General features: G+C 68.0%; 25 protein-coding genes and 2 tRNA genes. 21 read left to right on the forward strand and 6 right to left on the reverse strand.

The window, feature by feature from the left end; translation table 11 throughout:
* Nucleotides 1–3 precede the first annotated feature (3 nt).
* Nucleotides 4–621 carry an ANTAR domain-containing response regulator gene (locus AC1DC5_RS01260; RefSeq protein WP_441406905.1) on the reverse strand — a complete coding sequence of 206 codons (618 nt, stop codon included), beginning with the start codon at nt 619–621 and terminating at the stop codon, nt 4–6.
* A 184-nt stretch (nt 622–805) separates the two neighbouring features.
* Between AC1DC5_RS01260 and AC1DC5_RS01265 the strand changes: the two genes are divergently transcribed.
* The 4 genes from AC1DC5_RS01265 to AC1DC5_RS01280 all read left to right on the forward strand — a co-directional run bounded on the left by AC1DC5_RS01265 (nt 806) and on the right by AC1DC5_RS01280 (nt 3,271).
* Nucleotides 806–1,537, forward strand: a complete 732-nt coding sequence (locus AC1DC5_RS01265; RefSeq protein WP_476863930.1) for an MgtC/SapB family protein — start codon at nt 806–808, stop codon at nt 1,535–1,537.
* A gap of 89 nt (nt 1,538–1,626) precedes the next feature.
* Entirely contained in the window at nt 1,627–2,250 is a 624-nt protein-coding gene (locus tag AC1DC5_RS01270) for a hypothetical protein (RefSeq protein ID WP_441406907.1), read from the forward strand.
* Nucleotides 2,251–2,269: 19 nt separating this feature from the next.
* The gene (locus AC1DC5_RS01275; protein WP_476863931.1) at nt 2,270–2,812 is read left to right on the forward strand and encodes a GNAT family N-acetyltransferase; all 543 of its coding nucleotides are present in this window, start codon (nt 2,270–2,272) and stop codon (nt 2,810–2,812) included.
* 54 nt (nt 2,813–2,866) lie between these two features.
* The gene (locus tag AC1DC5_RS01280) at nt 2,867–3,271 is read left to right on the forward strand and encodes a VOC family protein (protein WP_441406909.1); all 405 of its coding nucleotides are present in this window, start codon (nt 2,867–2,869) and stop codon (nt 3,269–3,271) included.
* Between the two features lie 42 nt (nt 3,272–3,313).
* Here the strand turns inward: AC1DC5_RS01280 and AC1DC5_RS01285 are convergent, their stop codons facing one another.
* A complete protein-coding gene (locus AC1DC5_RS01285; protein WP_476863932.1) occupies nt 3,314–3,802 on the reverse strand; it encodes an N-acetyltransferase family protein in 489 nt (162 codons plus the stop codon).
* Between the two features lie 57 nt (nt 3,803–3,859).
* Here AC1DC5_RS01285 and AC1DC5_RS01290 point away from each other — a divergent pair, with 57 nt between their 5' ends.
* The 3 genes from AC1DC5_RS01290 to trxA all read left to right on the forward strand — a co-directional run bounded on the left by AC1DC5_RS01290 (nt 3,860) and on the right by trxA (nt 5,738).
* Entirely contained in the window at nt 3,860–4,600 is a 741-nt protein-coding gene (locus tag AC1DC5_RS01290; protein WP_476863933.1) for a Type 1 glutamine amidotransferase-like domain-containing protein, read from the forward strand.
* 10 nt (nt 4,601–4,610) lie between these two features.
* Nucleotides 4,611–5,156: an acyl-CoA thioesterase gene (locus AC1DC5_RS01295; RefSeq protein ID WP_476863934.1), complete on the forward strand. Its 546-nt coding sequence runs from the start codon at nt 4,611–4,613 to the stop codon at nt 5,154–5,156.
* Between the two features lie 168 nt (nt 5,157–5,324).
* Nucleotides 5,325–5,738: a thioredoxin gene (trxA, locus tag AC1DC5_RS01300; RefSeq protein ID WP_224047339.1), complete on the forward strand. Its 414-nt coding sequence runs from the start codon at nt 5,325–5,327 to the stop codon at nt 5,736–5,738.
* Between the two features lie 130 nt (nt 5,739–5,868).
* Here trxA and AC1DC5_RS01305 read toward each other — a convergent pair whose 3' ends face one another.
* A complete protein-coding gene (locus AC1DC5_RS01305; RefSeq protein ID WP_476863935.1) occupies nt 5,869–6,147 on the reverse strand; it encodes a putative quinol monooxygenase in 279 nt (92 codons plus the stop codon).
* Nucleotides 6,148–6,248: 101 nt separating this feature from the next.
* On the opposite strand from AC1DC5_RS01305, the gene AC1DC5_RS01310 reads away from it, so the two are divergent.
* Together AC1DC5_RS01310 and AC1DC5_RS01315 are read left to right on the forward strand one after the other, a co-directional pair.
* A complete protein-coding gene (locus tag AC1DC5_RS01310; RefSeq protein ID WP_476863936.1) occupies nt 6,249–7,925 on the forward strand; it encodes an AMP-binding protein in 1,677 nt (558 codons plus the stop codon).
* Nucleotides 7,926–8,058: 133 nt separating this feature from the next.
* Nucleotides 8,059–8,988 (forward strand): endonuclease domain-containing protein, encoded by a 930-nt coding sequence (locus tag AC1DC5_RS01315; RefSeq protein ID WP_476863937.1) that lies wholly within the window; start codon nt 8,059–8,061, stop codon nt 8,986–8,988.
* 88 nt (nt 8,989–9,076) lie between these two features.
* On the opposite strand, the gene AC1DC5_RS01320 is transcribed toward AC1DC5_RS01315, so the two are convergent.
* Entirely contained in the window at nt 9,077–10,063 is a 987-nt protein-coding gene (locus tag AC1DC5_RS01320) for a DNA-3-methyladenine glycosylase family protein (RefSeq protein WP_476863938.1), read from the reverse strand.
* A gap of 164 nt (nt 10,064–10,227) precedes the next feature.
* Between AC1DC5_RS01320 and AC1DC5_RS01325 the strand changes: the two genes are divergently transcribed.
* Nucleotides 10,228–10,653, forward strand: a complete 426-nt coding sequence (locus tag AC1DC5_RS01325) for a VOC family protein (protein WP_476863939.1) — start codon at nt 10,228–10,230, stop codon at nt 10,651–10,653.
* A gap of 20 nt (nt 10,654–10,673) precedes the next feature.
* Here AC1DC5_RS01325 and AC1DC5_RS01330 read toward each other — a convergent pair whose 3' ends face one another.
* The gene (locus AC1DC5_RS01330) at nt 10,674–11,840 is read right to left on the reverse strand and encodes an SLC13 family permease (RefSeq protein WP_476863940.1); all 1,167 of its coding nucleotides are present in this window, start codon (nt 11,838–11,840) and stop codon (nt 10,674–10,676) included.
* Nucleotides 11,841–11,949: 109 nt separating this feature from the next.
* On the opposite strand from AC1DC5_RS01330, the gene AC1DC5_RS01335 reads away from it, so the two are divergent.
* The 7 genes from AC1DC5_RS01335 (at nt 11,950) to AC1DC5_RS01365 (ending at nt 20,214) form a co-directional block, all read left to right on the forward strand.
* The gene (locus AC1DC5_RS01335; RefSeq protein ID WP_476863941.1) at nt 11,950–13,335 is read left to right on the forward strand and encodes a cystathionine beta-synthase; all 1,386 of its coding nucleotides are present in this window, start codon (nt 11,950–11,952) and stop codon (nt 13,333–13,335) included.
* A gap of 78 nt (nt 13,336–13,413) precedes the next feature.
* Nucleotides 13,414–14,616 carry a cystathionine gamma-synthase gene (locus AC1DC5_RS01340; RefSeq protein WP_476863942.1) on the forward strand — a complete coding sequence of 401 codons (1,203 nt, stop codon included), beginning with the start codon at nt 13,414–13,416 and terminating at the stop codon, nt 14,614–14,616.
* 6 nt (nt 14,617–14,622) lie between these two features.
* Nucleotides 14,623–15,900 carry a glycosyltransferase 87 family protein gene (locus AC1DC5_RS01345; RefSeq protein ID WP_476863943.1) on the forward strand — a complete coding sequence of 426 codons (1,278 nt, stop codon included), beginning with the start codon at nt 14,623–14,625 and terminating at the stop codon, nt 15,898–15,900.
* 154 nt (nt 15,901–16,054) lie between these two features.
* Nucleotides 16,055–16,594 carry a winged helix-turn-helix transcriptional regulator gene (locus AC1DC5_RS01350; protein WP_441407218.1) on the forward strand — a complete coding sequence of 180 codons (540 nt, stop codon included), beginning with the start codon at nt 16,055–16,057 and terminating at the stop codon, nt 16,592–16,594.
* The gene (locus tag AC1DC5_RS01355; RefSeq protein ID WP_441407217.1) at nt 16,591–17,937 is read left to right on the forward strand and encodes an MFS transporter; all 1,347 of its coding nucleotides are present in this window, start codon (nt 16,591–16,593) and stop codon (nt 17,935–17,937) included. The genes AC1DC5_RS01350 and AC1DC5_RS01355 overlap by 4 nt, the downstream gene beginning before the upstream one ends.
* Before the next feature lie 84 nt (nt 17,938–18,021).
* Nucleotides 18,022–19,383 (forward strand): glycosyltransferase 87 family protein, encoded by a 1,362-nt coding sequence (locus tag AC1DC5_RS01360; protein ID WP_476863944.1) that lies wholly within the window; start codon nt 18,022–18,024, stop codon nt 19,381–19,383.
* A 36-nt stretch (nt 19,384–19,419) separates the two neighbouring features.
* The gene (locus AC1DC5_RS01365; protein ID WP_441407215.1) at nt 19,420–20,214 is read left to right on the forward strand and encodes an SDR family oxidoreductase; all 795 of its coding nucleotides are present in this window, start codon (nt 19,420–19,422) and stop codon (nt 20,212–20,214) included.
* A gap of 89 nt (nt 20,215–20,303) precedes the next feature.
* Here the strand turns inward: AC1DC5_RS01365 and AC1DC5_RS01370 are convergent, their stop codons facing one another.
* Nucleotides 20,304–21,509, reverse strand: a complete 1,206-nt coding sequence (locus tag AC1DC5_RS01370) for an acyl-CoA dehydrogenase family protein (protein ID WP_441407214.1) — start codon at nt 21,507–21,509, stop codon at nt 20,304–20,306.
* A gap of 249 nt (nt 21,510–21,758) precedes the next feature.
* Between AC1DC5_RS01370 and AC1DC5_RS01375 the strand changes: the two genes are divergently transcribed.
* The 4 genes from AC1DC5_RS01375 (at nt 21,759) to AC1DC5_RS01390 (ending at nt 25,399) form a co-directional block, all read left to right on the forward strand.
* Nucleotides 21,759–22,412, forward strand: a complete 654-nt coding sequence (locus tag AC1DC5_RS01375; protein WP_476863945.1) for an MOSC domain-containing protein — start codon at nt 21,759–21,761, stop codon at nt 22,410–22,412.
* A gap of 391 nt (nt 22,413–22,803) precedes the next feature.
* Complete coding sequence (locus AC1DC5_RS01380; RefSeq protein ID WP_476863946.1) at nt 22,804–24,960, forward strand: DEAD/DEAH box helicase; 2,157 nt, start codon at nt 22,804–22,806, stop codon at nt 24,958–24,960.
* Nucleotides 24,961–25,191: 231 nt separating this feature from the next.
* Nucleotides 25,192–25,263, forward strand: a tRNA-Thr gene (locus AC1DC5_RS01385).
* 62 nt (nt 25,264–25,325) lie between these two features.
* Nucleotides 25,326–25,399: transfer RNA gene (locus AC1DC5_RS01390), tRNA-Met, on the forward strand.
* The last annotated feature ends 124 nt before the right edge of the window (nt 25,400–25,523 follow it).

The raw sequence follows: 25,523 nt of genomic DNA on the forward strand, positions 1-25,523 counted from the left end.
GTGTCACTCCTCGAAGCGTGCGGTGAAGTCCGTATCGCCGGCGATGGAGGCCACCATTGCTGCCGCGACGTCCCGAATCTTCATGTTTCTGTTGTTGGACGTATTCCGCAAAATCTTGAACGCGGCATCCCGCCCGCACCGGTTCTGGGCCATGATCGCCCCGATTGCCATGTCGATGATGGTCCGCGACTGCATCGCGGCGGCCAGGTCCTCGCGGGACTCCCTGAGTTGGGAGATCCGGAGCGCCAGGAGCAGGGGCCGGGCGGCATCGGCGGCGAACCGGCGCGCTTCCGCGGCGTCTTCGGGGGAGAAGGCTCCAGGCTGCGGAGAGTAGAGGTTCACGACGGCGGAGTACTCCTCGTCGAAGTCAAGCGGGATCCGCAGGTTGCTGACGGATCCCTCTCCGGCGCTGCCCGCGTATGACGGGGGCTGCTTGCGACGGGTGACGGTGACGCCGCAGGAAACGTCGCGATCCGGACGGGACAGCCCTTCCGCCGCCAGGCGGGCCAGTTCGGCCAGGAAATCGGCGACGCCGGTGCTATCCACCACGAGTTCCAGAAGCGTACTGACGGTGTCGCCGAAGTTCTGTGACGTCGACGAAACGGCATTGTTCTCACGCATTGCGGCCCCCAAGTCCCCGCCGCGCGCTGACCAAACGGCGGCTTTGTTCCATACTAGGGCGGGGGATCCGCCGAAGGTAGGGCAGTGCCCGACGACGACTGGCGGCGGCCTTGCTAAAGTCACCTTAGGGACAGTGATCTCCGGCCGGTCAGCTGGCACCGACCGGCCCAGGAAGGCGGGCGGCATGTTCGAATTCTTCACCGACACAAGTCTGGTGGAAGCAGGCCTGCTGCTCGCGACGTTCGTGCTGTGTTCGCTGATCGGCATCGAGCGGCAGGTCCGGCAGAAAAGCGCGGGCTACCGGACCCATGTGCTGGTGGGGCTCGGCTCGTGCGCCTTTACCCTCGTGTCAGCCTATGGCTTCGCCTTCGTGACGGAGCCCGGCGCCGTCGTGGACCCTTCCCGCATCGCGGCCCAGATCGTCAGCGGAATCGGTTTCCTGGGTGCCGGCGTCATCTTCAAGGGAAGGGACGTGGTTCGTGGGCTCACAACGGCCGCCACCATCTGGGTTTCCGCCGCGGTGGGCATGGCCTGCGGGGCCGGGATGGTCTCCCTGGGCGCAGTACTGACGATTTTCCACCTTATTACCCTGTTCGTGGTTGCCCCAGCCGTCCGCAGAATCCCCTCCGTGGACAGAAACCGCGTGATGCATATCGACTACGCCGACGGCCAAGGGGTGTTGCGGCAAATCCTCGAAATCGCCACCACCCTGGGGTTCAGTTCCTCGATTTTGCGTACCCGCAGGACCGGGGACGAGCAGAAGCCGATGGTCTCGATGGAGGTCAGGTTCTTCGGCCGCCATCCGTTGCGCAACCTCGTCCTCCCCCTCATGGACCTGCACGGCGTCGCAAGCGTTATTGTCCGTGGAAGCGATTCGAGCGAGGATGACGACGATGATGACGACGACGAATCCTGAGTCCTGAATTTGGGACGGAGGCGCCCCGCCATCTGAGCCGGTGCGGTTGTGTACCGGGCGGGGGTTGACGACGGTGCAAGGATGAGGGCATGTCCTTCTTTGACGACCTTCCAGCGCCTCCAGAGCGGCCGCGGCAGCCCAAATTCGTGGTTCCACCGTGGGCGGCTCCGCCGACGGATGAACTTCCTGCCCTGGTGCCCCTAGGCCTGTTCCTGCAGCGCAGCCAGCGGATGGTGATGGCCGTGAAGGGCGCGGAGGTTTACTCCACGGGCTGCGTGCTGGACCTCGTCTGGACGATCCGTCGGGGGACCGAGACCGACGCCGAATGGGGCTTGTTGACCGAACGGTGCTTCAACCGGCCGTCCTTCCGGTATGGCACGCAGGGCGGTGGCGGGGGATTCCGGCTCGGTGTGGCGTACCCCGACGGGGGCAAAGCCACGGCAGACGAGGGGCCCCGCTGGGGGATCGAGGGTGCCGACCCGGGGCCGGGACCGGTGATGACGTCGGCCGGGGGCGGCGGCGGATCGGGCAGTGACGATGAGATCACGTCGTCGGTGAAGTTCTGGCTGTGGCCGCTGCCAACACCTGGCGACCTGCGGATCGTGGCGCAATGGGCCGACGTCGGCATGGATCAGGAGTCCATCGTGGTCAGCGCGGACGTGCTGGCCTCGGCGGCGGGGCACGCCCAGCCGTACTGGCTCACACCGGGTTGAACCGGCGCGGAGCTTTCGGATGACCGTTAAGAGCGAACCCCTGGCCGGCACCGTCCGGATCCGGGTGTTGAGGGCCTCCGATGCAGAACTCATGTGCGCCGCCTACCTGCGAAACCGCGAACACCTGGCGCCCTGGGAGCCGCTACGGGCCGAGGAGTTCTTCACCGTGGACGGCCAGATGATGAGCGTCCAGTCCAAGCTGGCCCTGTTCATCGCCGGATCTGATGTGCCCTGGGTTCTGACGGACGCCGACGCCATTGTGGGGCTGATGACCCTCAGCGGCATTGTCCGGGGGCCGTTCCTCAGCGCCCACCTCGGGTACTGGGTGGACAAAGACTACAACGGGCGCGGGATCGGGTCGGCGGCCGTGGCTTACGCGATCGCCACGGCCCGGGAGGAGCTGGGCCTGCACCGGCTGCAGGCCGCGACCCTGCTGCACAATGGAGCCTCGCAGAAGATCCTCAAACGCTCGGGGTTCACGGAGATCGGTGTGGCGCCGGCGTACCTCAATATTGCCGGAGGCTGGCAGGACCACATCCTCTTCCAGCGCATTCTGTACTGAGGCCGCCGGTTTCCGGAACGAGCCAGGGCCCCTCGGCCGTGCGAGACTCTCTGGATGAGTGATGAATCCCTCGGAGCCCTGAACCACGTCGAACTGTGGGTGCCGGACCTGGGCCGCGCCAAGGACGAGTGGGGCTGGCTCCTGGGCCGGCTGGGCTATCAGGAGTACCAGGCGTGGCCGGACGGGTGCAGCTGGCGGCGGGGGCCGACGTACATCGTCGTCGAGGAGTCCCCGGCCCTGAGCGGCCGGACGCATGACCGGACCGCTCCTGGACTCAATCACCTGGCCTTCAGCGCCGGGAACCGTGCCGGAGTGGACGCCCTGGCGGCGGACGCCGTCGGGCACGGCTGGCGTGAACTGTTCCCCGAAAAGTACCCGCACGCCGGCGGCCCGGACCACTTTGCCGCCTACCTGGTGAATTCGGACGGCTTCGAGGCCGAGCTGATCGCCGCGGACTGACGCTGCGCACGGCCGGCCATGGGGGCGGCCCTGCGCGCCGGCTCAGCGCACCATCCGAAGGATCCGGACCGGTGTCCCGGCCAGCTCTTGCGTACCTGTGGCACCGTCGGGGACGAAACCGTTGCGGGCATAAAAGGCAAACGCGCGGGGATTGTCGTCGGCAATCCAGAGGTAGGCGCCGCCGCAGCCCACGGCTGCGTCCAGCAGCAACTGCCCCGGCCCCGAGCCGTACTGGCTGGCCAGCACGTAGATGCCCTGCAGCTCCCGTGGCCGGGGTCCGTCTTCATCACGGCCGGCCCCGGCGCTCGCCCAGCCGACGATCTCCTGTGCCCGGCAGGCCACCCAGGTGTCCGAGGCGGCGGCCGCAATTATCTTCCGCCACCGTGCCTCCCGCGGGCCGTGCTCCAACGCGGCAAGGGAGGCGGCCGGCAGCAGGTGGGCGTAGCACTCGCGCCAGGCCTGTATGTGCACGCGGGCGATGCCGGGGGCATCGTCCGGCACGGCTGCCCTGACGGTCAGGTCTGTTGTCATCCGGACAGCGTAATACGCCGGCGCCGCACCGGGCCGCGATCCGGGTACCTTGAAGCCATGAGCATCTTTCTGGTCGGCGGAGGCCCGGACACCACAACGACTCCCGTGATCTTCGACCAGTTCATGGCGGAAGTGGTGCGCCGCACCGGGGGCAGCCGGACGCCGCGGATCGCCGTGGTTCTGGTTGACCACGAAGGCAGCGCCGCGTACTTCCTGCCCGCTTATCTGGATCCACTGCACCGCCGGACGGCGTGTGAAGTGGTGACCGTCCTGCTTCGACGTCAGGAACACGTGGACCCGCGGGTGTTCGACGGCGTCGACGCGATCGTCGTCGGGGGAGGCCCCACCCCTGTTTACGCCGAGGCCCTGGCGCCGGCCGGCGCCGCCATCCGCCACGCGGTGCAGGCGGGCGCTCCGTATCTGGGATTCTCTGCGGGTGCCATGATCGCGCCGGAGCAGGCGATAGTCGGCGGCTACCTCGTCAACGGCGCCGAGGTGTGTCCCGAGGACGCATCCGAGGGGCTCGGGGAAGTGAAGCTCCGCGAGGGGCTTGGCCTCGTGTCATTCGCTGTCGACGTCCACGCCGCACAGGCCGGCACGCTGGGGCGTGCCGTCGCCGCCGTCGTGCACGGCATGATCGGGAAGGCCGTGGCTGTCGACGAGAACACCGCGCTGGTGCTGCCCCACGCAGACCCGGGGGAGCAACGCGGGATCGGGGCCGGGAACTGCTGGCTGATCAGGGGCCCGGGACCCAAAGCCTCGGTTTCGATCCTTGGCAGCGTTGTTACCCGCGGGTAACATAGTTCCCATGCATCTGCTCCTGCGCACGCTCCTCCTGCTGTTCACGTCCTCGCGTCGCTCGCCGCTGAGTATCTGGGACACGTCCTCGCTGCCGCTGAAGGTCCTCCCGACTGACATCGACATCGCGATGCATGTCAACAACGGCATGTATTTTTCCCTGATGGACCTGGGCCGGTTCGACCTGATGGCCCGCAGCGGAACCTGGAAGGCCATGCGCCGCCGGGGTTGGAGCCCCGTGGCCGCAGGGGAGACCATCGCCTTCCGCCGGTCGCTGCAATTGTGGCAGCGGTACACGATCGAAACGAAGATCATCGGCCTCGACGAGAAAGCCATCTACTTCGAGCAGCGGATGGTGGTGGACGGGGAAATCTACGCCCGCGCCTTCATCGCGACCCGGCTGGTCAGCAAGGGCAAGCCTGTCAGCCAGGAAGAGATCATCCGGGAGTTCGGAGCGCCCCCGGCGGACCTTGAACTGCCCGAATGGATCCACGAATGGCGCGAGACCAACGCCCTGCCCGGGGCGCGGCGCCCGGCGCCGCACGTCTGGGCCTGAGGCGCCGTACGCCCGGCCGCTGGTAGGCCGCGGCCGCCGCGGGTGCCAGCGTCCTATGCCCCGGGGCGGCGGACGGGCTGCGCCCGGGCGCCGGTGGGGGCCGTCACATGGGTGTGCCAACAGCGAAATGCAGGGGACAAGGCGGAGCCGCTCGCGTACCGTTGATCCATGGCTACCGTAGACATTACAGGTGAACAGTTCGCATCTACCGTCGAGGACAATGACATTGTCCTCGTTGATTTCTGGGCCGAATGGTGCGGCCCGTGCAAGCAGTTCGGACCCACATACGCCGCAGTTTCCGAGAAGCACCAGGACGTGGTCTTCTCCAAGGTGGACACCGAGGCCGAGCAGCAGCTCGCCGCCGAGGCCGGCATCACGTCCATCCCGACGCTGATGGCGTTCCGCGAAAAGGTGCTCGTGTTCTCGCAGCCGGGCGCCCTGAATGCCCAGCAGCTGGAGCAGGTGGTTGACGCCGTCAAGGCCCTCGACATGGAGGAAGTCCACGCACACGTCGCCCGGTCCCAGGCCGAGGCTGCCGCAGCGGCCGGCAAGCAGGACGGCAGCCAGATCCCCGAGGCCTAGCAGCCCGTCCGGATGGCATAGCGCAGACCCATACAGCAACGCGGGGTCACTCCGTGCCCATGATCTTGTGATCAACGGGCGCGGAGTGACCCCGCGTTGACTTTATTTTGCCTTGGTTCTTAGAGCCGGGTCAGAGGTTCACAAGCTGGACCGGCTCGGCCAGCAGGGCGCTGAGGGACTCATTGAGGTCCTGGACCGCGGTGCCTTTCGAGTGCTTGTCCAGATCCTCCTGCGAGGCCCACTGCTCGGTCAGTACTAGCTTGTCCTCGCTGGCCTCGGTGAGCTCATACCGGATGCAGCCGGGCTCGTTGACCACCTCGTCAATCGCGATCTCCAGCGCGAGCTTCACACGGAAGAACTCGCCGTCGTTGGGGATGAAGATGGCCTGCAGGTCTACAAGTGCGCTCATGGTTTTTACAATACCGGTCCGCGGCTTTCTGTCCCGACGATTTCGTAGGACATCCAAGCTTCAGTCTTCTTTTGCCGGCCGAGTGTTGGTAGCGTCACACCATGCTTGCATACACAGCCGGGGACACTGACGTCCCGCTGCTCGAGGAAACCATTGGCGACAACTTCGAACGGATCGTGGCCAGGTTCCCCTACCAGGACGCCTTGATCGAGGCCGCGGCGGTGCCGGGCCAGGAAGCCCGCCGCTGGAGCTATACCAAGCTGAACGACGACGTCGACCGCGTGGCACGCGCGCTGCTGGCCCTGGGCGTGGCCAAGGGCGAACGGATCGGCATTTGGAGCCCGAACTGTGCCGAATGGACCATCCTGCAGTACGCCACCGCCAAGGTCGGGGCGGTGCTGGTCAACGTCAATCCTGCCTACCGCAGCCATGAGCTGGAGTTCGTGGTCAGGCAAAACGGCATGCGGATGCTGGTCGCGGCGCCTTCGGACCGCAATAGCGACTACACGGGCATGGCCCGGCGGGCGCTGGCTGAGTGCCCCGAACTGCGCGAACTCGTGTTCCTGCCCGACGCGGGCCTGTCAGGCCTCACGGCGGGCGACCCGGAAACGGAAGCGGAGCGGACCTGGGCGGAGCTGCTCAAGCGGGCCGACGACGTCGCCCATTCCGCGCTGAAGGCGCGGATGGCCGGGCTGGACCCCCACGACGCGATCAACCTGCAGTACACCTCCGGCACCACGGGGTTCCCCAAGGGGGCCACGCTCTCGCACTACAACATCCTGAACAACGGCTACTCGATCGGCGAACTGCTGGAGTACACCGAGCACGACAGGGTGGTGCTGCCGGTGCCGTTCTACCACTGCTTCGGCATGGTGATCGGAAACCTGGCCGCCCTGAGCCACGGCTGCGCCACCATCATCCCGGGCCGCGGTTTCACGCCCGCCGCAGCGCTGGAAGCCGTGCAGGACTTCGGCGGGACGTCACTGTACGGCGTGCCCACGATGTTCATCGCCGAACTCGCCCTGCCGGACTTCGCCTCCTACGACCTGTCCACCCTGCGCACGGGGGTGATGGCGGGCTCGCTGTGTCCCATCGAGGTGATGAACCGGGTCATCTCGGAGATGAACATGCGGGATGTGGCCATCTGCTACGGGATGACGGAGACCTCGCCGGTGTCCACCATGACCCGCAGCGTGGACACGATGGCGCAGCGCACCGAAAGCGTCGGCCGGACCATGCCGCACCTGGAGAGCCAGGTGGTGGACCCGGTGACCGGGGAGGTGATGCAGCGCGGCGAGATCGGCGAACTGTCCACCCGCGGGTACTCGGTCATGAAGGGGTACTGGAACCAGCCGGACAAGACGGCCGAGGCGATTGACGCCGAGGGCTGGATGCACACCGGGGACCTGGCCCGGATGGACGGGGACGGCTACATCGTGATCGAGGGCAGGATCAAGGACATGGTGATCCGCGGCGGAGAGAACGTCTATCCCCGCGAGATCGAGGAATTCCTCTATACGCACCCGGATATCCAGGACGTGCAGGTGATCGGCGTGCCGGACGCCAAGTACGGCGAGGAGCTGATGGCCTGCGTCATCCTCAAACCCGGCGCCGCGCCGCTGGACGCCGGCAGCCTGGCCGAGTTCTGCCGCGGGAAGCTGGCGCACTACAAAATCCCGCGCTACGTGGACGTGCGGGAGAGCTTTCCGATGACGGTCTCCGGCAAGATCCGCAAGGTGGACATGCGGCAGGAAGCGGTGGCCAAGCTGGGGCTCTAGCCGCAACTACCTTGCAACGCGGGGTCACATCGCGCCCATAAACCACGCCCGGATGGGCCGTAGGTGACCCCGCGTTGTTGTGGTTCCGGGGGCCTGTGGATAACTCCTGCGCAGGCGCCTCTTCGAGGCCACAATGGAGCGCATGGTCCGCATTGCGCCCCTCCCCGAAGGCCTCGCCCGGTCACCGTTCACCGTTTACGAATCCCGCCAGCTGGGTGTCCAGCCCAAACGACTGCGGGCAAAGGACCTGTCCGACGGCGGTCGACTCATCTACCTGCCCGCCGGCCGCCAACTGGAGATCATCGAACGCGCTCGTGTGCTGACAGCCGCCACGCCCGGCGCTTGGGTGTCCCACGAAACCGCCGCCGTCCTCACCCTCCTGAGTCTCCCGCCGTGGCTGGGCGGCTGTGCCAGCATCCACCTCAGCAAGCCGCATGAACTGCCCAGGGTCCGGCGGGCCGGGGTCATCGGCCACCGCGTGCGGTGCCTCCCTGGCGAGCTGACCGACGTCGACGGCGTCCCCGTGACGGCGCCGCCGCGGACATGGCTGGATCTGGCCGCGGTCCTGCCGCTCAACTACCTCATTGCCCTCGGCGACCAGATCATCCGTATACCCCGGCCGGAGTTCGAGCAGCGGTCCGAACCGTACGCCGAGAAGGCAGGGTTGCGGCTGCTCATCCGCCAGCACCCCAACATGAAGGGTGTGGAAAAGGCCAGGCTCGCGCTGGACGAGATGAGGGTGGGCGCAGACTCCTTCCCGGAGACGTTCCTGCGTCTGGCGCTGCTGGACGCGCGACTGCCCGAACCGGAACTGCAGCTGCGGCTCGATCCGCACGATGCCCGATCGCCCGCCGCGGACCTCGGCTACCGGAGATTCCGGGTCGCGGTGCAGTACGACGGCTCCCATCACCTCACCCGCGAGCAGCAGTCGCGGGACAACCGGCGCGACGAGGCATTCCTCAACGCCGGCTGGGCCTACTTCAAAGTCAACGCCGATGACCTGGCCGACGAATTTGAGGGCGTCGTCGCCCGGATCAAACGTGCCCGACTCCGTGCCACCTGACCTGACCTGCCCAACGCGGGGTCAGATGGCGCCCATAAAGGCGCCCCGGATGGGCCGTAGGTGACCCCGCGTTGCTTCTAAGAAGGTGCTAGTGGCCGCGGTGGTCCTGGATGGTCATCCGCGGACCGAACGTCGGTTTGCGGAAGCCGCTCAGGCCGATCATCCGGACCACGCGCTGCCGGTGCCCGGCCCACGGGGCCAGCAGCCGGAGCATCCCGGCGTCGTCAGTCCTGCGGCCGGTCAGTGCCGCACCGACATACGCCGCGAGGTGGTAGTCGCCCACCGCAATGGAGTCCGGGCAGCCGTGCGTGCGCTGGACGACCTCCGCCGCGGTCCAGACGCCGATGCCGGGAATCGTCTGCAGCTTCGCGGAGGCCTCCGCGGCCGGGAGCGCAGCGAGTCGTTCCAGGGCGACGGCGGAACGCAGCGCGCGCATGACGGTCGCTGAACGCTGCGGGCCAACCCCGGCCTTGTGCCATTCCCAGGACGGAATGTGCAGCCATTGCTCGGGCGTGGGCTGGACCATCAGGTTAGCCGGGGCGACGGTGCCGGCGCCGGGCGCCGGTGCTCCGTAGCGGTACATCAGATACCGGTAGCCGCGCCGGGCCTCGATCACGGTGACCTTCTGCTCCAGGATCGTGGGCACGAGGGCGTCGATGAGGCGACCGGTGGCCGGCAGCCGCACGGCGGGGTTCCGGCGTCGGGCCTCAACAACCATCCGGGGGAGGGTGGCGTGGAACGCGGGTTCATCAAAGGCGGACCAGTCGTCGTCGCGGCCCAGCAACCGCGGCGCGGAATCGACGGCATCGGCGGCGCCCGGCCCCCAGCCCCGGACATCGACGGCGGGATCCGGACAGTCCGGCGGATATGCCACAGCCAGCCGGAGCGTGGCGGGACCCGACGGCGTCGTGAACGCCATCCAGAGGCCGTCCGGTGCCGTGCGGATGGACGGATCGCCGTGCCCGCGCAGGAGCGTGCCGACCGTCCGGGATAAGTCGAAAGGACCGCCCGGGTGCCACCGCAGCGAGGCGTCAGCCGCGGCGGCCAAACCGGCGGGGACGTCTGCAATGGTCATCTGACCATGATTCCACGAACGCCTGACAGCGGCCGCCATGGCCCAGCCAAGGGCATGGGCCGTTGGGCCCTTAACCTCAGGTGCGCCCGGGGCTAAACTCCGGCTGTGGCGTGGAGCGCTCACGCCTGCCCTTAGGCCCGGATCCTTGTTCTTAGGAGAGTGTGATGGCTGGTGGAGTAGTACATTTCGAGATCCCCGCGGACGATACGAGCCGCGCACGGGAGTTCTACAGCTCGGCGTTCGGCTGGAAGATCAGCTCCGTGCCCGAGATGAGTTACGCCATGCTCATGACGACGCCGTCGGATGAAACGGGCATGCCCTCCGTGCCGGGGTCCATCAACGGCGGTATGTTCCGGCGCGAAGGACAGCTCACCTCCCCGTTGGTCACGGTGGACGTAGACGACATTGACGCGTCGCTGGAGAAGATCAACTCCCTGGGCGGCAGCACGGTCCAGCCTCGGCAGGAAGTCGGGAGCATGGGCTGGGCCGCCTACTTCAGGGACACCGAAGGCAACATTATCGGGCTGTGGCAGACCGCGCCCGGAGGAGACACCGGCTCTGCGGACGCCGGAAACGACATCGGCGCCTGAATCAGGCGGGCACGCCGGCCTCAGGGCATCCCCGTGGCGAGCCAGAGAGCCACGACCGCAATCGGGACGGTGAGGACGACGGCGGCGAGCCCCGCCGCCGCGAACCCTCCCCACTTGATCTCGACATTGAGTGTGCGGAGCCGTTCGTGCCAGAGCAGCGTGGCCAGCGACGCCCACGGGGTCACCAGCGGGCCGAGGTTCACCCCGATCAGCAGCGCCGCGAGCCGCACGGGCGAGTCGCCCACCGGTTCCAGCGCGAGGTAGGCCGGCAGGTTGTTGACCGCATTCGCGGCCCCGGCGCCCAGGCCGGCGAGCTGCAGCAGGGCCGGCAGCCCTTCGCCGGAACCGGCGATCCCGGCCAGGGCCTGCGTCAGGCCGTTCGCGTGCATTGCCTCCACCACCATGAACAGCCCCGACGTGAGCATGAGCGGCCGCCAGGGGACCATGGACCAGTGCAGCGCAGAGCGGCGGCGCCAGAGGAACAGGCCCAGCAGGACCGCCGCCGCGGCCATCGCCGGGAACTGCACGGGCACGCCGGAGACAAGTGCGGGGAGAAGCAGCACCATCACCCCCGACGCCGAATAGAGCAGCACCCTGTCCCGCACCTTGTGGACCGGCTGCGGCCCGTAGCGGCCGGCCAGGTCTTTCCGGAAAGCCACCCACAGGAGAACGATCGGAACCAGGATCCCCACCAGCGCCGGGGCCCACACAAGGCTGGCGAAACCGGCCGGACTCAGGTTGAGCCGGTCCTGGGCCAGCAGGTTGGTCAGGTTCGAAACGGGCAGCAGCAGGGAGGCGGTGTTCGCCAGCCAGATCGTGGTCAGGGCAAACGGCAGCGGCGGGATCCGCGCGTGCACCGCCAGCAGCACGACGACCGGAGTCACCAGCACCGCCGTCGTATCCAGGGACAAGAACACGGTGGAGACGGTGGCCAGGCCCACCACCAGCAGCCACAGCAGGAACACCCGGCCCCGGCCCAGGGCGGCGAGACGCTCCGTCACCACCCGGAACAGCCCGGCGTCGTCCACCATTTCCGTCACAAGGGACATCGCCACAACGAACGCCAGGACGGGTACGGTGCGGCCGGCCAGTTCCTGGAACGCCGGCCAGGGCAGGAGCCCGGTGAGCAGCGCGGCGCACCCTGCGGCCAGCATGCCGGCGGGGAGCAGGTAACTCTTCAGTCTCATCGGCCGCTCCCTCGCTTCACCGCATTATCTTCGCATCCGGCGCCGCCGGGCGGCCGCCCCGACGTGCCCGAATCCGCCCCTGGCGGGTGGAGACGGTAACTTTGTACTTATGAAGTACGCCCAGTCCGTTCTGGACCTCATCGGCCATACGCCGCTCGTCAAGCTGCACCACGTTACCGACGGCATCGGGGCCACGGTCCTGGTGAAGCTGGAATACCTGAACCCCGGCGGTTCCATCAAGGACCGCATCGCGGTGAAGATGATCGAGGAGGCCGAACGCACCGGCCAGCTCCTGCCCGGCGGCACCATCGTGGAGCCCACCTCGGGCAACACCGGCGTCGGCCTGGCCCTGGTGGCCCAGCAGAAGGGCTACCGCTGCATCTTCGTGGTGCCGGACAAGGTCGGTGAGGACAAACGCGCCGTGCTCCAGGCCTACGGCGCCGAGGTCGTAGTGACGCCCACCGCCGTCGCCCCGGACAGCCCGCACAGCTACTACGGCGTCTCGGACCGCCTGGTCACCGAAATCCCCGGAGCCTACAAGCCGGACCAGTTCTCCAACCCGGCCGCCCCGGCCAGCCACTACGAATCCACCGGGCCGGAGATCTGGCGCGACACGGACGGCCGCGTCACGCACTGCGTGATCGGCGCCGGCACCGGCGGCACCATTACCGGCACCGGCCGGTACCTCAAAGAAGTCTCCGCGGACCGTGCGGAGTCCGACGGCGGCAGGGTCAAGATCATCGGCGCCGACCCGGCAGGCTCGGTCTACTCCGGCGGCACCGGCCGGCCGTACTTCGTCGAGGGTGTCGGCGAGGACATGTGGCCCGCCAACTACGACAAGAACGTCCCGGACGACGTCATCGCGGTCAGCGACGCAGACTCCTTCGAGATGACGCGCCGGCTCGCCCGCGAGGAAGGACTGCTGGTGGGCGGGTCCTCCGGCATGGCTGTCGTCGCCGCGCTGCAGGTCGCCAAGGGCCTGCCGGACGACGCCGTCGTCGTTGTGATCCTGCCGGACTCCGGCCGCGGCTACCTGGCCAAGATCTTCAACGACCAGTGGATGCGCTCCTACGGCTTCCTGGCCAGCGGCGACGAAGCCTCCGTGGGGGAAATCCTCAAGGCCAAGACCGGGGAACTGCCGGACCTGGTGCACATCCACCCCAATGAGAGCGTCCGCGACGTCATCAACATCATGAACGAATACGGTGTCTCGCACATCCCGGTCCTGTCCCAGGAACCGCCCGTGGTCATGGGCGAGGTCCTCGGCGCCGTCGATGAACGCACCCTGACCGCGAAGCTGTTCCGCGGCGAGGCCAAACTGTCGGACAAGATCTCCGAACACATGGAGGCCCGGCTGCCGGTGATCGGCTCGCTCGAATCGATCTCGACGGCCCGCGAACTCCTCTCCGACGCGGACACCCTCATGGTGACGTTTGTCGGCGCCCCGGTGGGGATCCTGACCCGCCATGACCTGCTCGCCTACCTGAGCAACTGACCTGCAACTGACCGCACACTGACCCGGACACCGGACCGCCCTCCCCGGGCGCCCGGCCGCCGGACGAAAGGAACGCACATGTCTTTGCCAGAAACCCCCTCCGCGAAAACCCCCGGATTCAACACCCGCGCCGTGCACGCCGGCCAGGAGTTCGAGCCGCGCACCGGCGCCGTCGTGCCGCCGTTGCACTTCTCCTCCACCTACGCGCAGGAAGCGATCGGCGTCCTCCGCGCCGGCTACGAATACGGCCGCGGGACCAACCCCACCCGGGATTCCCTGCAGGAACAGCTGGCCGCACTGGAAGGCGGGACCGCCGCGTTCTCCTTCAGCTCCGGCCTCGCCGCCGAGGACTCGATGATCCGCGCGCTCACCCGCCCCGGTGACCACATCGTGCTCGGCAACGACGCGTACGGCGGCACGTACCGGCTGATCAGTCGGGTGCTGGGGGAGTGGGGCATCGGCAACACCCCGGTGGACATGTCCAATCTCGACGCCGTCGCGGCGGCGGTCGCGGCCAGCAACACCCGCCTCGTGTGGGTGGAGACGCCGTCGAACCCGATGATGAAGATCACCGACATCGAGGCCCTCGCCAAGGTGGCGCACGACGCCGGCGCCCTCCTCGTGGTGGACAACACCTTCGCCTCGCCCTACCTGCAGAACCCGCTGGCCCTCGGCGCCGACATCGTGGTGCACTCCACCACCAAATACATCGGCGGGCACTCCGACGTCGTCGGCGGTGCCATCATCGTCAATGACGCTGAACTGGCGGAGAAGATCGGCTTCGTGCAGTTCGCCGTCGGTGCCATCTCCGGCCCGATGGACGCCTTCCTCACCACGCGCGGGCTCAAGACCCTCGGCGTCCGGATGGACCGGCACAGCGACAACGCCCAGGCCGTGGCCGAGTGGCTGCTGCAGCGCCCCGAGGTGGAGGCCGTGCTGTACCCGGGACTGCCTTCGCACCCGGGCCACGAGCTCGCGAAGAAGCAGATGAAGAAGTTCGGCGGAATGATCTCCGTGCAGTTCAAGGGCGGCGAGGCGGCGGCACGCAAGGTGGCCGAATCGACCTCGGTGTTCACCCTCGCGGAGTCCCTGGGCGGGATCGAATCCCTGATGAACTACCCCTCGGAAATGACGCATGCCTCGGTCAAGGGCACCGAACTGGCCGTCCCCGTCAACCTGATCCGGCTCTCCTGCGGCATCGAGGACGTCGAGGACCTCATCGCCGACCTCGAGCAGGCTTTTTCGCAGATTGAAGCTGCGGCCGGCGAGTCAGGCAGCTAAGCACCTGTGACCACCACCATCAGGGCCACGCCCTCCACCTCCCTCGGCTGGGCCGCGACGGCGGCCGGCGCGCTCGCCGTCGTCGTCGCCCTGGTGGTGCTGTACTCGTCCTACATCCCGCTGATGAACGACTTTGAGGTCTACTTCTACGGCGGCAACAGGGTGCTGCAGACCGGTGAGACCGGCGTCAACGAGCTCTACGCGGCGCGGGACGGGCTGCCGTTCACGTACCCGCCGTTCGCCGCGCTGCTGTTCGCGGCCATGGCGGCGCTGGGCCAGTCCGGCGGCAGCCTCGTGTTCATCACCACGGCGCTGCTGGGCGCGGGGATCGTATCCGCCTGGCTCGCCCGGCACTACTTCCGTCTGGGAAGCTGGCGGAACGCCGTCGCCGACTGGCGGTTCCGGGCCGTTGCCCTGGCCGGCACCGCAGCCATCCTGCTGATGGGGCCCTGGCGGGACACCTTTGACTTCGGCCAGATCAACATCATCCTGATGGGCCTGATCCTGGCCGACTTCGCGCTCTACGGGAAAGCCCGGGCCGGGGAGATCCGCTGGCCCGCGGGGCTGCTGATCGGCATAGCCGCCGGCGTCAAGCTGACCCCGCTCGCGTTCGGGTTGTACTTCCTGGTGCGCCGCGATTTCAGGGCACTCGGCTGGATGGCGGCCGGCTTCTTCGGCTCGATCGGCCTGGCCTGGGCCGTGCTGCCCACGGCCTCGCTCACCTTCTGGACCAAGATCCTGCCCGACACCGGACGGATCGGCGGGCCGGCCTACGTGGACAACCTCTCCGTGAAGGGCCTGCTGCTGCACCTGGGACTCCCGGACTCCGGCCTGACCAGCATCATGTGGCTGGTCCTCTCCCTCGCCCTGGCCGGGCTTGCCGCGCTCGTGATCGCCTGGGCGGTGGCCGCGGACGAGAACTTCGTCGCCGTCTCCGCGACCGCCCTGCTGATGCTCCTGATCAGCCCGGTGTCCTGGTCCCACCACTGGGTGTGGATGGCCGTGGCGCTGCCCTGCATGGGCTTCGCGATCCACCGGGTGCCGTCCCGGAACGGACGGATGCGCCTCGCCGGGTGGATCATTGTCGCCTTCTCGGCCCTGGCCTTCTACCTGACGCCCAAATACCTGTCCGTCATGGCAGGGGCGGCCGAGTGGGGCAAGGACCCGCAGACGCAATGGCAGCTGATCGTGGCGAGCCTCGGGGTGCTCTGCGGCATGGCCATGCTGGTCTACTGGGCGCTGGCCTACCGCCCCTCCCGCGCCGCGCTCCGCCCCGAGGTGTAGCGGGGCCGGGACTCCAGCTCCCCATGCTGCCGGCGCGCCGGCCCGCGCCCCTCGAGTGCGCAGTTCGCGGCAGTGTTTCGCGGAACATTGCCGCGAAATGCCAACTCGACGAAATATGTAGCTTTCTTGAAGAAAGTCAGCTAGTTTTGTCCGCATGGCACTTCGATCCGACTGGTCCCAGCGCAACTGCAGCATGGCCCGCGGCCTGGACATCCTCGGCGATCCGTGGGGCATGCTGGTCCTCCGCGAGGTCTTCTTCGGCAACGGCCGCTTCGACGCCATGAAGTCCCGGCTGGGGGCGGCGGACTCCGTCCTCACCAAACGCCTCACGGCACTCGTCGACGCCGGGCTCCTCACCCGGCAGCCGTACGACGACGGCGGCCGCACCCGCCAGGAGTACGTGCTCACCGCGAAGGGGGAGGACGCCCTGCCGGTGCTCAACGCCGTCGTGATCTGGGCCGAAAAGCACCTGCCGGCGCCCTCGGAGCAGGCCCACATGTTCGTGGTCCACACCGGTTGCGGCGCACGCACCACGTCCGCGGACAGCTGCACCGAATGCGGGCAACGGCTGACGGCCCGGAACACCAGCTGGCACAGCCTCACCAGAACCCCGGACCCGGTGCCCCTTGCCGCCACCTACGCCGCCCCGGCATCGTCCGCAAAGGCCGCCTCCCAGAACGGACCCGCCCAATGAGCGCCCCCGAAACCACCCTGCTGCCCGCTCCGAAACCGCGGAAGATCCACCCGGCCTGGATCGTCGCCGCAGTCGCGTTCCTCGCCCTGGTCGGGGCCGCGGGCTTCCGGGCCGCGCCCGGCGTGCTGATGGTGCCGCTGCAGACAGAATTCGGCTGGTCCACCACCGTGCTGTCCGCCGCGGTCAGCATCAACCTGGTGCTCTTCGGCCTCACCGCGCCCTTTGCCGCCGCCCTGATGGAGCGCTTCGGCATCCGCGCGGTCACCGCCACGGCGCTCGTGCTGATCGCCGCCGGCAGCGCACTGACGGTGCTGGTCACGCAGTCCTGGCAGATCCTGCTCACCTGGGGGCTGCTGATCGGGCTCGGCACCGGGTCCATGGCCCTGGTCTTCGCCGCGACCATTGCCAACACCTGGTTCGCGAAAAGCCGCGGCCTCGTCATCGGGATCCTCACCGCCGGCAGCGCTGCCGGGCAGCTGGTCTTCCTGCCGTTCATCGCCGCCCTCGCCCAGGACCCGGGCTGGCGGCAGGCCTCGTTGCTGATCGCCGCAGGAGCCGTGGCCGTGGTGCCACTGGTCCTGAAGTTCCTCAAGAACTCACCTGCCGACGCCGGCGTGCTTCCCTACGGTGCCGAGGCGGAGCCCGGCTCCGCGCCGGAACCGGACGCCGCCGCAGCCAGCGCGGCACCGGCCGGAGCCGAGGACCCCCCGCGAAACGCTGCCGTCCGTGCCCTGCAGGTGCTCAAGCGGGCCAGCAAGGTGCGGACGTTCTGGGCGCTCGTCGCAGGGTTCGCGATCTGTGGCGCCACCACCAACGGCCTGATCGGCACCCACTTCATCCCCTCCGCCCACGACCACGGCATGGCCACGACCACCGCGGCGGGCCTGCTGGCCGTCGTCGGTATCTTCGACATCGTCGGGACGATCGCCTCCGGCTGGCTGACGGACCGCTTCAACCCGCGGATCCTGCTCGCGGTCTACTACCAGTTCCGCGGCATCGGCCTGCTGGTGCTGCCGTTGTTGCTCAGTGCGACCGTCCAGCCCAGCATGATCGTGTTCGTGGTGATCTACGGACTGGACTGGGTTGCCACCGTACCGCCCACCGCCGCCATCTGCCGCCAGGTCTTCGGCGCGGACGGCAGCGTCGTGTTCGGCTGGGTCTTCGCCGCCCACCAGCTCGGCGCGGCCGCCGCGGCCCTGGCGGCCGGCGCCATCCGGGACTCCACCGGACAGTACACCTACGCCTGGTTCGGGGCAGCCGCGATGTGCACCATCGCCGCCGTCGTGAGCGCAACCATCCGCAAGGACGCCGGCAAGACGGGCGCTGTCGCAGTCCCCGTGTAGGGCTTCTGTAGGATGGGCGCGAGGCCGGGCGCCCTGCCGGCGCCCCGAATCGGCCTCGAATCAGCTTAAAATTTTGGGGGACCCATGTCACTGCTCGACGCCGAAAACAGGCCCGCGCCGCCCGTGCCGTCATCGCCGCCCGGGCTGCGGCAGCGGCTTCCGGTGCGGCAACTTGCGCGGCTGTCCACCCTCCTGGCCGTGGCCGCGGTGCTGTTCCTGGTGTGGACCTGGCTTGGTGTCTGGGCCAAGCAGGGCCTCGACTTCAGCGTTTACTGGCACGGCGGCAGGATCCTCAACGACGCCGGCGCTGCGCCGTCGGACCTGTACCGGGGCAACATCGACTGGGCCGGCGGCCCCCAGCTGCCGTTCACGTATCCGCCGTTTGCCGCGCTGCTCTTCAGCCTGCTGGCGAGGCTCCCGGAACCCCTGGCCCTCATGTTGTTCAACGCGGCCGGGACGGCGGTGGCGGGCTGGGTATCCCTGCGCGCGGTGCGGTACTGGAACGCCGGGACGGACTGGCGGGCCACCTTCGGCTCGGCGCGCAACCGCTGGGGCGCCGCCGTGCTGGTCCTGGCCGTCCTGAACCTCGGCCCCTGGCGCGAAACTCTGGCCTTCGGGCAGATTAACATCCTGCTCATGGGCCTGATGGCGGCGGACCTGCTGTCCCGGAACCGGCACTGGACCGGCGGTTTCCCCGGAACGGGACTCCTGGTGGGCGTCGCGGCCGGCATCAAGCTGACGCCGCTGGTGTTCGGGCTGTACTTCCTGGTGCGCAAAGACTGGCGCGGCCTGCTGAACATGGGCGCGGGCTTTGCCGGCACCGTCCTAGTCGGCTGGTTGCTCCGTCCCGCCGAATCCTTGCAGTTCTGGCTGGAGATCCTCCCGGACACGTCCCGGATCGGCGGCGCCGGCTACGTCGACAACCTCTCGCTCAAGGGTGCGCTCCTGCACTTCGGCATACCGGAAGCTTCTGTCACCGTGCCGTGGCTGCTGCTGAGCCTGCTGGTGGTGGCGGTGGCCGCCATGGTCATCCGGTCAGCCAGCGCCCAGGGATCCCGCGTGGTGGCCATCTCGGCAACGGCGCTCACCATGCTGCTGATCAGCCCGGTGTCCTGGTCGCACCACTGGGTCTGGATGGCGGCCGTCCTGCCGGCTTTCGCCTGGACCCTCCGTGAGACCCCGCTGCGGTACCGCGGGCTGCGCTGGCTCATGGGCGGCGTGCTGGGGGTCTCGGTCCTGGTCTTCCTTTTCTCGCCCAAGACCATCGGTACGGCGCTGGGCGCGGAGAACCTCGACGTCCAGACTCCCGGACTCTGGATCATGGCCTCCAGCGCCGGCGTGTTCTGCGCCTTTGCCATCCTGGTCTGCTGGCTCGTGGTGCTCCGGCGCGGCTCGCTGGGCCCGTCGTTGGACGTCGGCCCGGCGGTTGCGGCTGCCAGGGACTAGAGTTTCCGCGGCAGGGCGGACGCTAGTGTGGTGCCCATGGACGCCACTTCCCACGGAGATCCGCCCGGCCCGCCAGCAGCGCCGCACCGGAAGACGGTCCTCGTGACCGGCGTAGGCCGGCTGGCCGGGATCGGGGCCGGCATCGCGCGCCGGCTGGGGGCCGACGGCTGGGACCTCGTGTTGACGTACTGGCAGGACTATGACGCCCGGATGCCCTGGGGTGTCCAGCCCGGCGACGTGGATCTCCTCACCGCGGAACTTCAGGCCACGGGCGCCGCCGTCGTGGCCCGGCCGGCAGACTTCCAGGACCCGCAGGCCGTGGACCGGCTCATGGAGGACATCGCAGCGGAGGCCGGGCCGTTGCAGGGACTCGTGCTGAGCCACGCCGAGTCCGTGGACTCGGGCATCCTCGATACGACGTTGGGGAGCTTCGAGCGGCATTTCGCCGTCAACGCCCGTGCCAGCTGGCAGCTGATTGCGGCGTTCGCGCGGCAGGCCTCGGCCGAGGGCGGCGCTGTGGTGGCACTGACAAGCGACCACACCGCCTTCAACCTGCCTTACGGCGCGTCCAAGGGAGCCCTGGACCGGATCGTGATCGCGGCGGCCCGGGAGCTCGGCGCGCAGGGGATCAGCGCCAACGTGCTCAACCCGGGGCCGGTGGACACCGGCTGGATGGACGGGGAGCTGCGCGGAGCCCTGGCCCGGCGCCAGCCCGGCGGGCGGCTCGGAACCCCGGCGGACGTGGCCGGAACGGTCGCGTTCCTGCTGTCGCCCGAAGGCCGCTGGGTGTCCGGCCAGCTGGTCAAGGCCGACGGCGGCTTCTCCGCCTGACGAGCCCGCGGACTCCGCCGAGTTGGCATTTAACGGCAGTGTTCGCGCTCAACATTGCCGTCAAGTGCCAACTCGCGGAGGGGCGGGGACTAGCGGAAGGCCGCCAGGCCGGTGATGTGCTGGCCCAGGACCAGGGTGTGGACCTCGTCGGTGCCCTCGTAGGTGCGCACCGACTCAAGGTTGGCGGCGTGCCGGAGCGGTGAATAGTCCAGGGTGATCCCGTTCCCGCCCAGAATGGTCCGGGCCTCGCGGGCGATCGCGATGGCCTCACGCACGTTGTTGAGCTTGCCCAGTGAGATCTGCTCGGGACGGAGCTTTCCGGCGTCTTTGAGCCGTCCCAGCTGCAGTGCCAGCAGGGTGCCCTTCTGGATCTCGAGCAGCATGTTGACGAGCTTTTCCTGGGTCAGCTGGTACCCGGCGAGCGGCCTGCCGAACTGCAGCCGCTCCTGGGCGTACTTCAGCGCGGCCTCGTAGGAGTCCCGGGCCGCGCCCATGGCACCCCACGCGATCCCGTACCGTGCCTCGTTAAGGCAGCTGAACGGTCCGCGCAGGCCGCGCGCGGCCGGCAGCAGGGCCTCGGGGCCCAGCAAGACGCCGTCGAACGTGACATCGCACTGGATCGAGGCGCGCATCGACAGCTTCTGTCCGATCGGCGTTGCGGTGACGCCCGGGGTGCCGGCCGGAACCACAAAACCGCGGACACCATCGTCCGTCATCGCCCACACCACCAGCACGTCAGCCACCGAGGCGAGTCCGATCCAGCGTTTGGCGCCGTCCAGGATCCAGCCGGCGTCGTCACCGGTGCCGTCGCGGCGGGCGAAGGTCGTCATCGAGGCAGGATCCGAGCCGGCGGTGGGCTCGGTCAGTGCGAAGCAGCCGATCAGTTCGCCGGCCGCCATCCGGGGGAGCCACTCCTGTTTCTGTTCCTCGGAACCCCACTTGTGGATGGCCGTCATGGCCAGCGAGCCCTGGACGGAGACGAACGTGCGGATGCCGGAGTCGCCGGCTTCCAGCTCCATCGCCGCCAGGCCGTACTCGACGGCGGAGCGGCCGGGGCAGCCGTAGCCCTCCAGATGCATGCCGAGGACTCCGAGTTCTCCCAGCTCCGGAGCCAGCTCCAGCGGGAACACGCCGTCGTCGTACCAGCCCGCGATGCCCGGCCGGATCCGCTGCTGCGTGAAATCGCGGACCCGCTCACGGACCGCCAGTTCCCCGGCGCTCAGCAGGGAATCGATCGCCAGGATGTCGGACACATCGGATCCCGCAGATCCGGGGAAGCCAGCCTCGTTGCTCATTCCAGCATCCTACGGTCTTGTCCGTTCTGCGGCCCGGCGTTCCTGCCCGGTTACTTCCGGACGCCAGCCAGTATCCTGACCGACCCGCCGGTGTCGCCACGCATTTGCGGGGTTGGCAGGAAAGTAACTGGGCAGGAGCGTCGAGGGGCATCGGCGGGGCGGGGGTCACTGTCCTGGTTTCGGTGTCCTGCGGGGGGACATGTCCAGCCGGAGCCCGGTCCGGGAGCGTCGCAGGCCTACACTGAAGCCATGGACACCGCCTCTGTTCTCGCCGTCTGCCGCGTACACCAGTTGCTGAGCGACCCCGGAAGCGTCGGCGTGACGGCGATCGACAAACGGTCCGTGGCCGGGCCGGTCAAGGTGCACAGGCTCGGACTGCACGGTGACATCCAGGCCAGCCGCGTCCACCACGGCGGCGAAGACCAGGCGCTCTATGCCTACTCCCAGGACGACGCCGACTACTGGGCAACGGAGCTAGGCCGCGAACTGCCGCCCGGGATCTTCGGTGAAAACCTGCGCGTCGCCGGCATCAGCGCCACCAACGCCGTCATCGGCGAGCGCTGGAAGATCGGGCTCGACGTCGAAGTCGAAGTGACCTCACCCCGCACCCCCTGCGCCACCTTCCAGCGCCGGATGCACGAGCCGCACTGGGTCAAGCGGTTCAGCGACTCCGGGCGAGTGGGGACGTATCTGCGGGTGGTGCGGGTGGGCAGCATCCAGGCGGGGGACCACATCCACCGGATCTTCGTCCCTACCCACGGCGTCACCATCGGCAAGTGGTTCAGTGATCCCACAGTTGAGGACATGGAGGCCCTGCGGGACGCCGACGCCGACGGGCAGGTCCGCCTCCAGCCCGAGTACCATCAGGAGTTCGAGAAGCTGCGGCGCCGCCTCGGCGTGTAGCGGGGCGGGCGGCCGTGTGCGCAAGCTCACCGCCGCCAGCGGCCCCTGAGTTACCCATAGGCGGGATCAATGCCCTACACTTGAAATATCCCCCACTCCGGAAATCCCTTATTCCTGCCCAATTCTTGAGGCAGGACTGGTAAGTGTTGGGGCCCGCAGATTGTGATGCGGGCATTTTCATAGGGAGAGCCGGCTAAAGAAAACGCTGTACAGACTGCTGGGATAGCAGCCAAGAGATGCAGCGGGAAGTCCTGCCACGGGATTGCGAAAGCGCCGGACTTCTATGTGACCGGCCGGTCAAAGTATGCCCGGCAATTCCGGTCACGCGTACTGCGGCTCCGCTCACCTCGGGTTGTGCCGCTTGGCCCCTATGGATGAGGATATTTCACCTATGCCCGAAAATCAGAACAACTCCGTCGAAACCGAACTCGCCACCGAGAACAGCCAGGCCGACGTCGAGACTTCTGAAACGGCTGCCCCCGCAGCCGGCTCCGCCCCGGAATTCACCGAGGCTCCTGCGAACGTCGAGGCTCCGGCTGCTGCCGACGCCGCGCCGCAGGCTGACACCAAGACCGAAGACAAGGCCGCCCCGGCCAAGGAAGAAGACGCTGAAGAAGAAGGCGTCAAGTTCGCTGACCTCGGCATCGACGGCCGCGTCCTCGCTGCCCTGCAGGACGTCGGCTACGAGAAGCCCTCCCCGATCCAGGCAGCAACCATCCCGCTGCTGCTCGAAGGCCGCGACGTCGTGGGCCTCGCCCAGACCGGCACCGGTAAGACTGCAGCATTCGCAGTACCGGCACTGTCCCGCCTGGCCGAGCTCCACGACCTCAACGGCCCGTCCCGCAAGACCCAGGCCCTGGTGCTTGCTCCGACCCGCGAGCTGGCCCTCCAGGTCGCCGAGGCCTTCACGTCCTACGCCAAGCACATCGACGATTTCACCGTCCTCCCGGTGTACGGCGGCTCCGCCTACGGCCCCCAGCTGGCCGGCCTGCGCCGCGGCGCCCAGGTTGTTGTCGGTACCCCCGGCCGCGTGATCGACCACATCTCCAAGGGTTCCCTGGACCTGTCCGAACTCCAGTACCTCGTGCTGGACGAGGCCGACGAGATGCTCCGCATGGGCTTCGCCGAGGACGTTGAGCAGATCTTCCAGCAGACCCCCTCGGACCGCCAGGTTGCGCTGTTCTCCGCCACGATGCCGAGCCAGATCCGCCGGATGTCCAAGCAGTACCTGAACAACCCGGCCGAGGTCCAGGTCAAGTCCAAGACCACCACCGGCGCCAACACCCGCCAGCGTTACCTGCAGGTCATGGGCCCGCACAAGCTGGATGCCCTGACCCGCATCCTCGAGGTCGAAGAGTTCGAGGGCGTCATTGCCTTCGTCCGCACCAAGATGGCCACCGAGGACCTCGCCGACAAGCTGCGCTCCCGCGGTTTCCAGGCTGCCGCCATCAACGGCGACATCCCGCAGCAGCAGCGTGAGCGTACGGTCGAGGCCCTGCGCGACGGCAAGATCGACATCCTGGTCGCTACCGACGTTGCCGCCCGCGGACTGGACGTTGAGCGCGTGAGCCACGTGGTCAACTACGACATCCCGCACGACACCGAGTCCTACGTCCACCGCATCGGCCGCACCGGCCGCGCGGGACGTTCCGGCGACGCGATCCTGTTCATGACGCCGCGGGAGAAGTACCTGCTGCGTTCCATCGAGAAGGCAACCCGCCAGCCGGTGGAGCAGATGCACCTGCCGACGGCCGAGACCGTCAACACGCTGCGCCTGGGCAAGTTCGCGGAGAAGATCACCGAGACCCTTGCCTCCGAGGACGTTTCGTCATTCCGTGACCTGATCGCCTCCTACGAGGAAGAGCACAACGTTCCGGCAGCGGAAATCGCCGCCGCACTGGCCGTCATGGCACAGGGCGGCCAGCCGCTGCTGGTCAAGGAACTGCCCGCCGCACCGGAATTCCAGAAGCGCGAGCGCTCCAAGGACGGCTTCGGCTCCCGCGGCCCGACCCGCACCCTGACCGAGGGCAACGCCACCTACCGGATCGCCGTCGGACGCCGCCAGCGCGTCATGCCGGGTTCCATCGTTGGCGCCATTGCCAACGAAGGCGGCATCTCCTCGGCCCAGATCGGCGGCATCGACATCCGCGCGGACCACTCCCTCGTGGAGCTCCCGGCGGACCTGAGCTCCGACCAGCTGAAGGCCCTGTCCCGCACCCGGATCGGCGGCGAGCTGATCCACCTCGAGCTGGACAACGGCCGCAAGCCCTCCGGTGACCGTGGCAGCTACCAGGGCAGCCGCGGCGGCGACCGTGGCGGGTCCTCCGGCGGCGGCGACCGTGGCGGGTACTCCGGCGGCGGCGACCGTGGCGGCAACTTCAAGGGCAACGGCGGCTTCAAGCGCGAGTTCCGCAAGAACGACGGCGAGCGGTCCTCCGCGGACCGTGGCGGACGCTCCTTCAGCGACCGCAACGAGCGCGGCGTCGGCTCCGATGCGGCTCGCAAGCCGCGCACCGAAGGCGGCTTCAAGCCCCGCAACAAGTGGTAACCGTCAGCTGCTAAGCACTGATTCACCCTGAGAACGGGCCGGCTGCAGAGCCGGCCCGTTCTTGGTTAAGTTCGCTTGGTCACATTCGGAGGCCGGCCGGTGCCGCGGTGCCGTTCCCGGGCCGTCTCGTGGCGCCGATTACCCCGGATTTTCGCTGATTTTGACGCTTTTTTTGCCCTCCCGCTACCGATTTGTTGGGAGCGGAATCTTCCGGTAGAGTATTTACTCGTTGCCCCCCTAGCTCAGTGGTAGAGCGCGTTCTTGGTAAGAACGAGGTCACCGGATCGATTCCGGTGGGGGGCTCTGAATGAGGGCCTGTGTCAAGGCGGTTTTTGACCGGCTTAGCGCAGGTTTTCCTCATTTATGGCGGCGTAGCTCAGTTGGTTAGAGCGCACGACTCATAATCGTGAGGTCGGGAGATCGAGCCTCCCCGCCGCTACAGAAAGACCCTGCAGGCCCAGCCTGTGGGGTCCTTTTGTTTTAACCCGGTTGCTCTGTCACATTGAGTGCTTCTGGCCGCCCCAAAGTAACCAGGAGTGACAGCGCAACCGGTGCGGCTGCGG

It is taken from the genome of Arthrobacter sp. 10L424 (assembly GCF_056395325.1).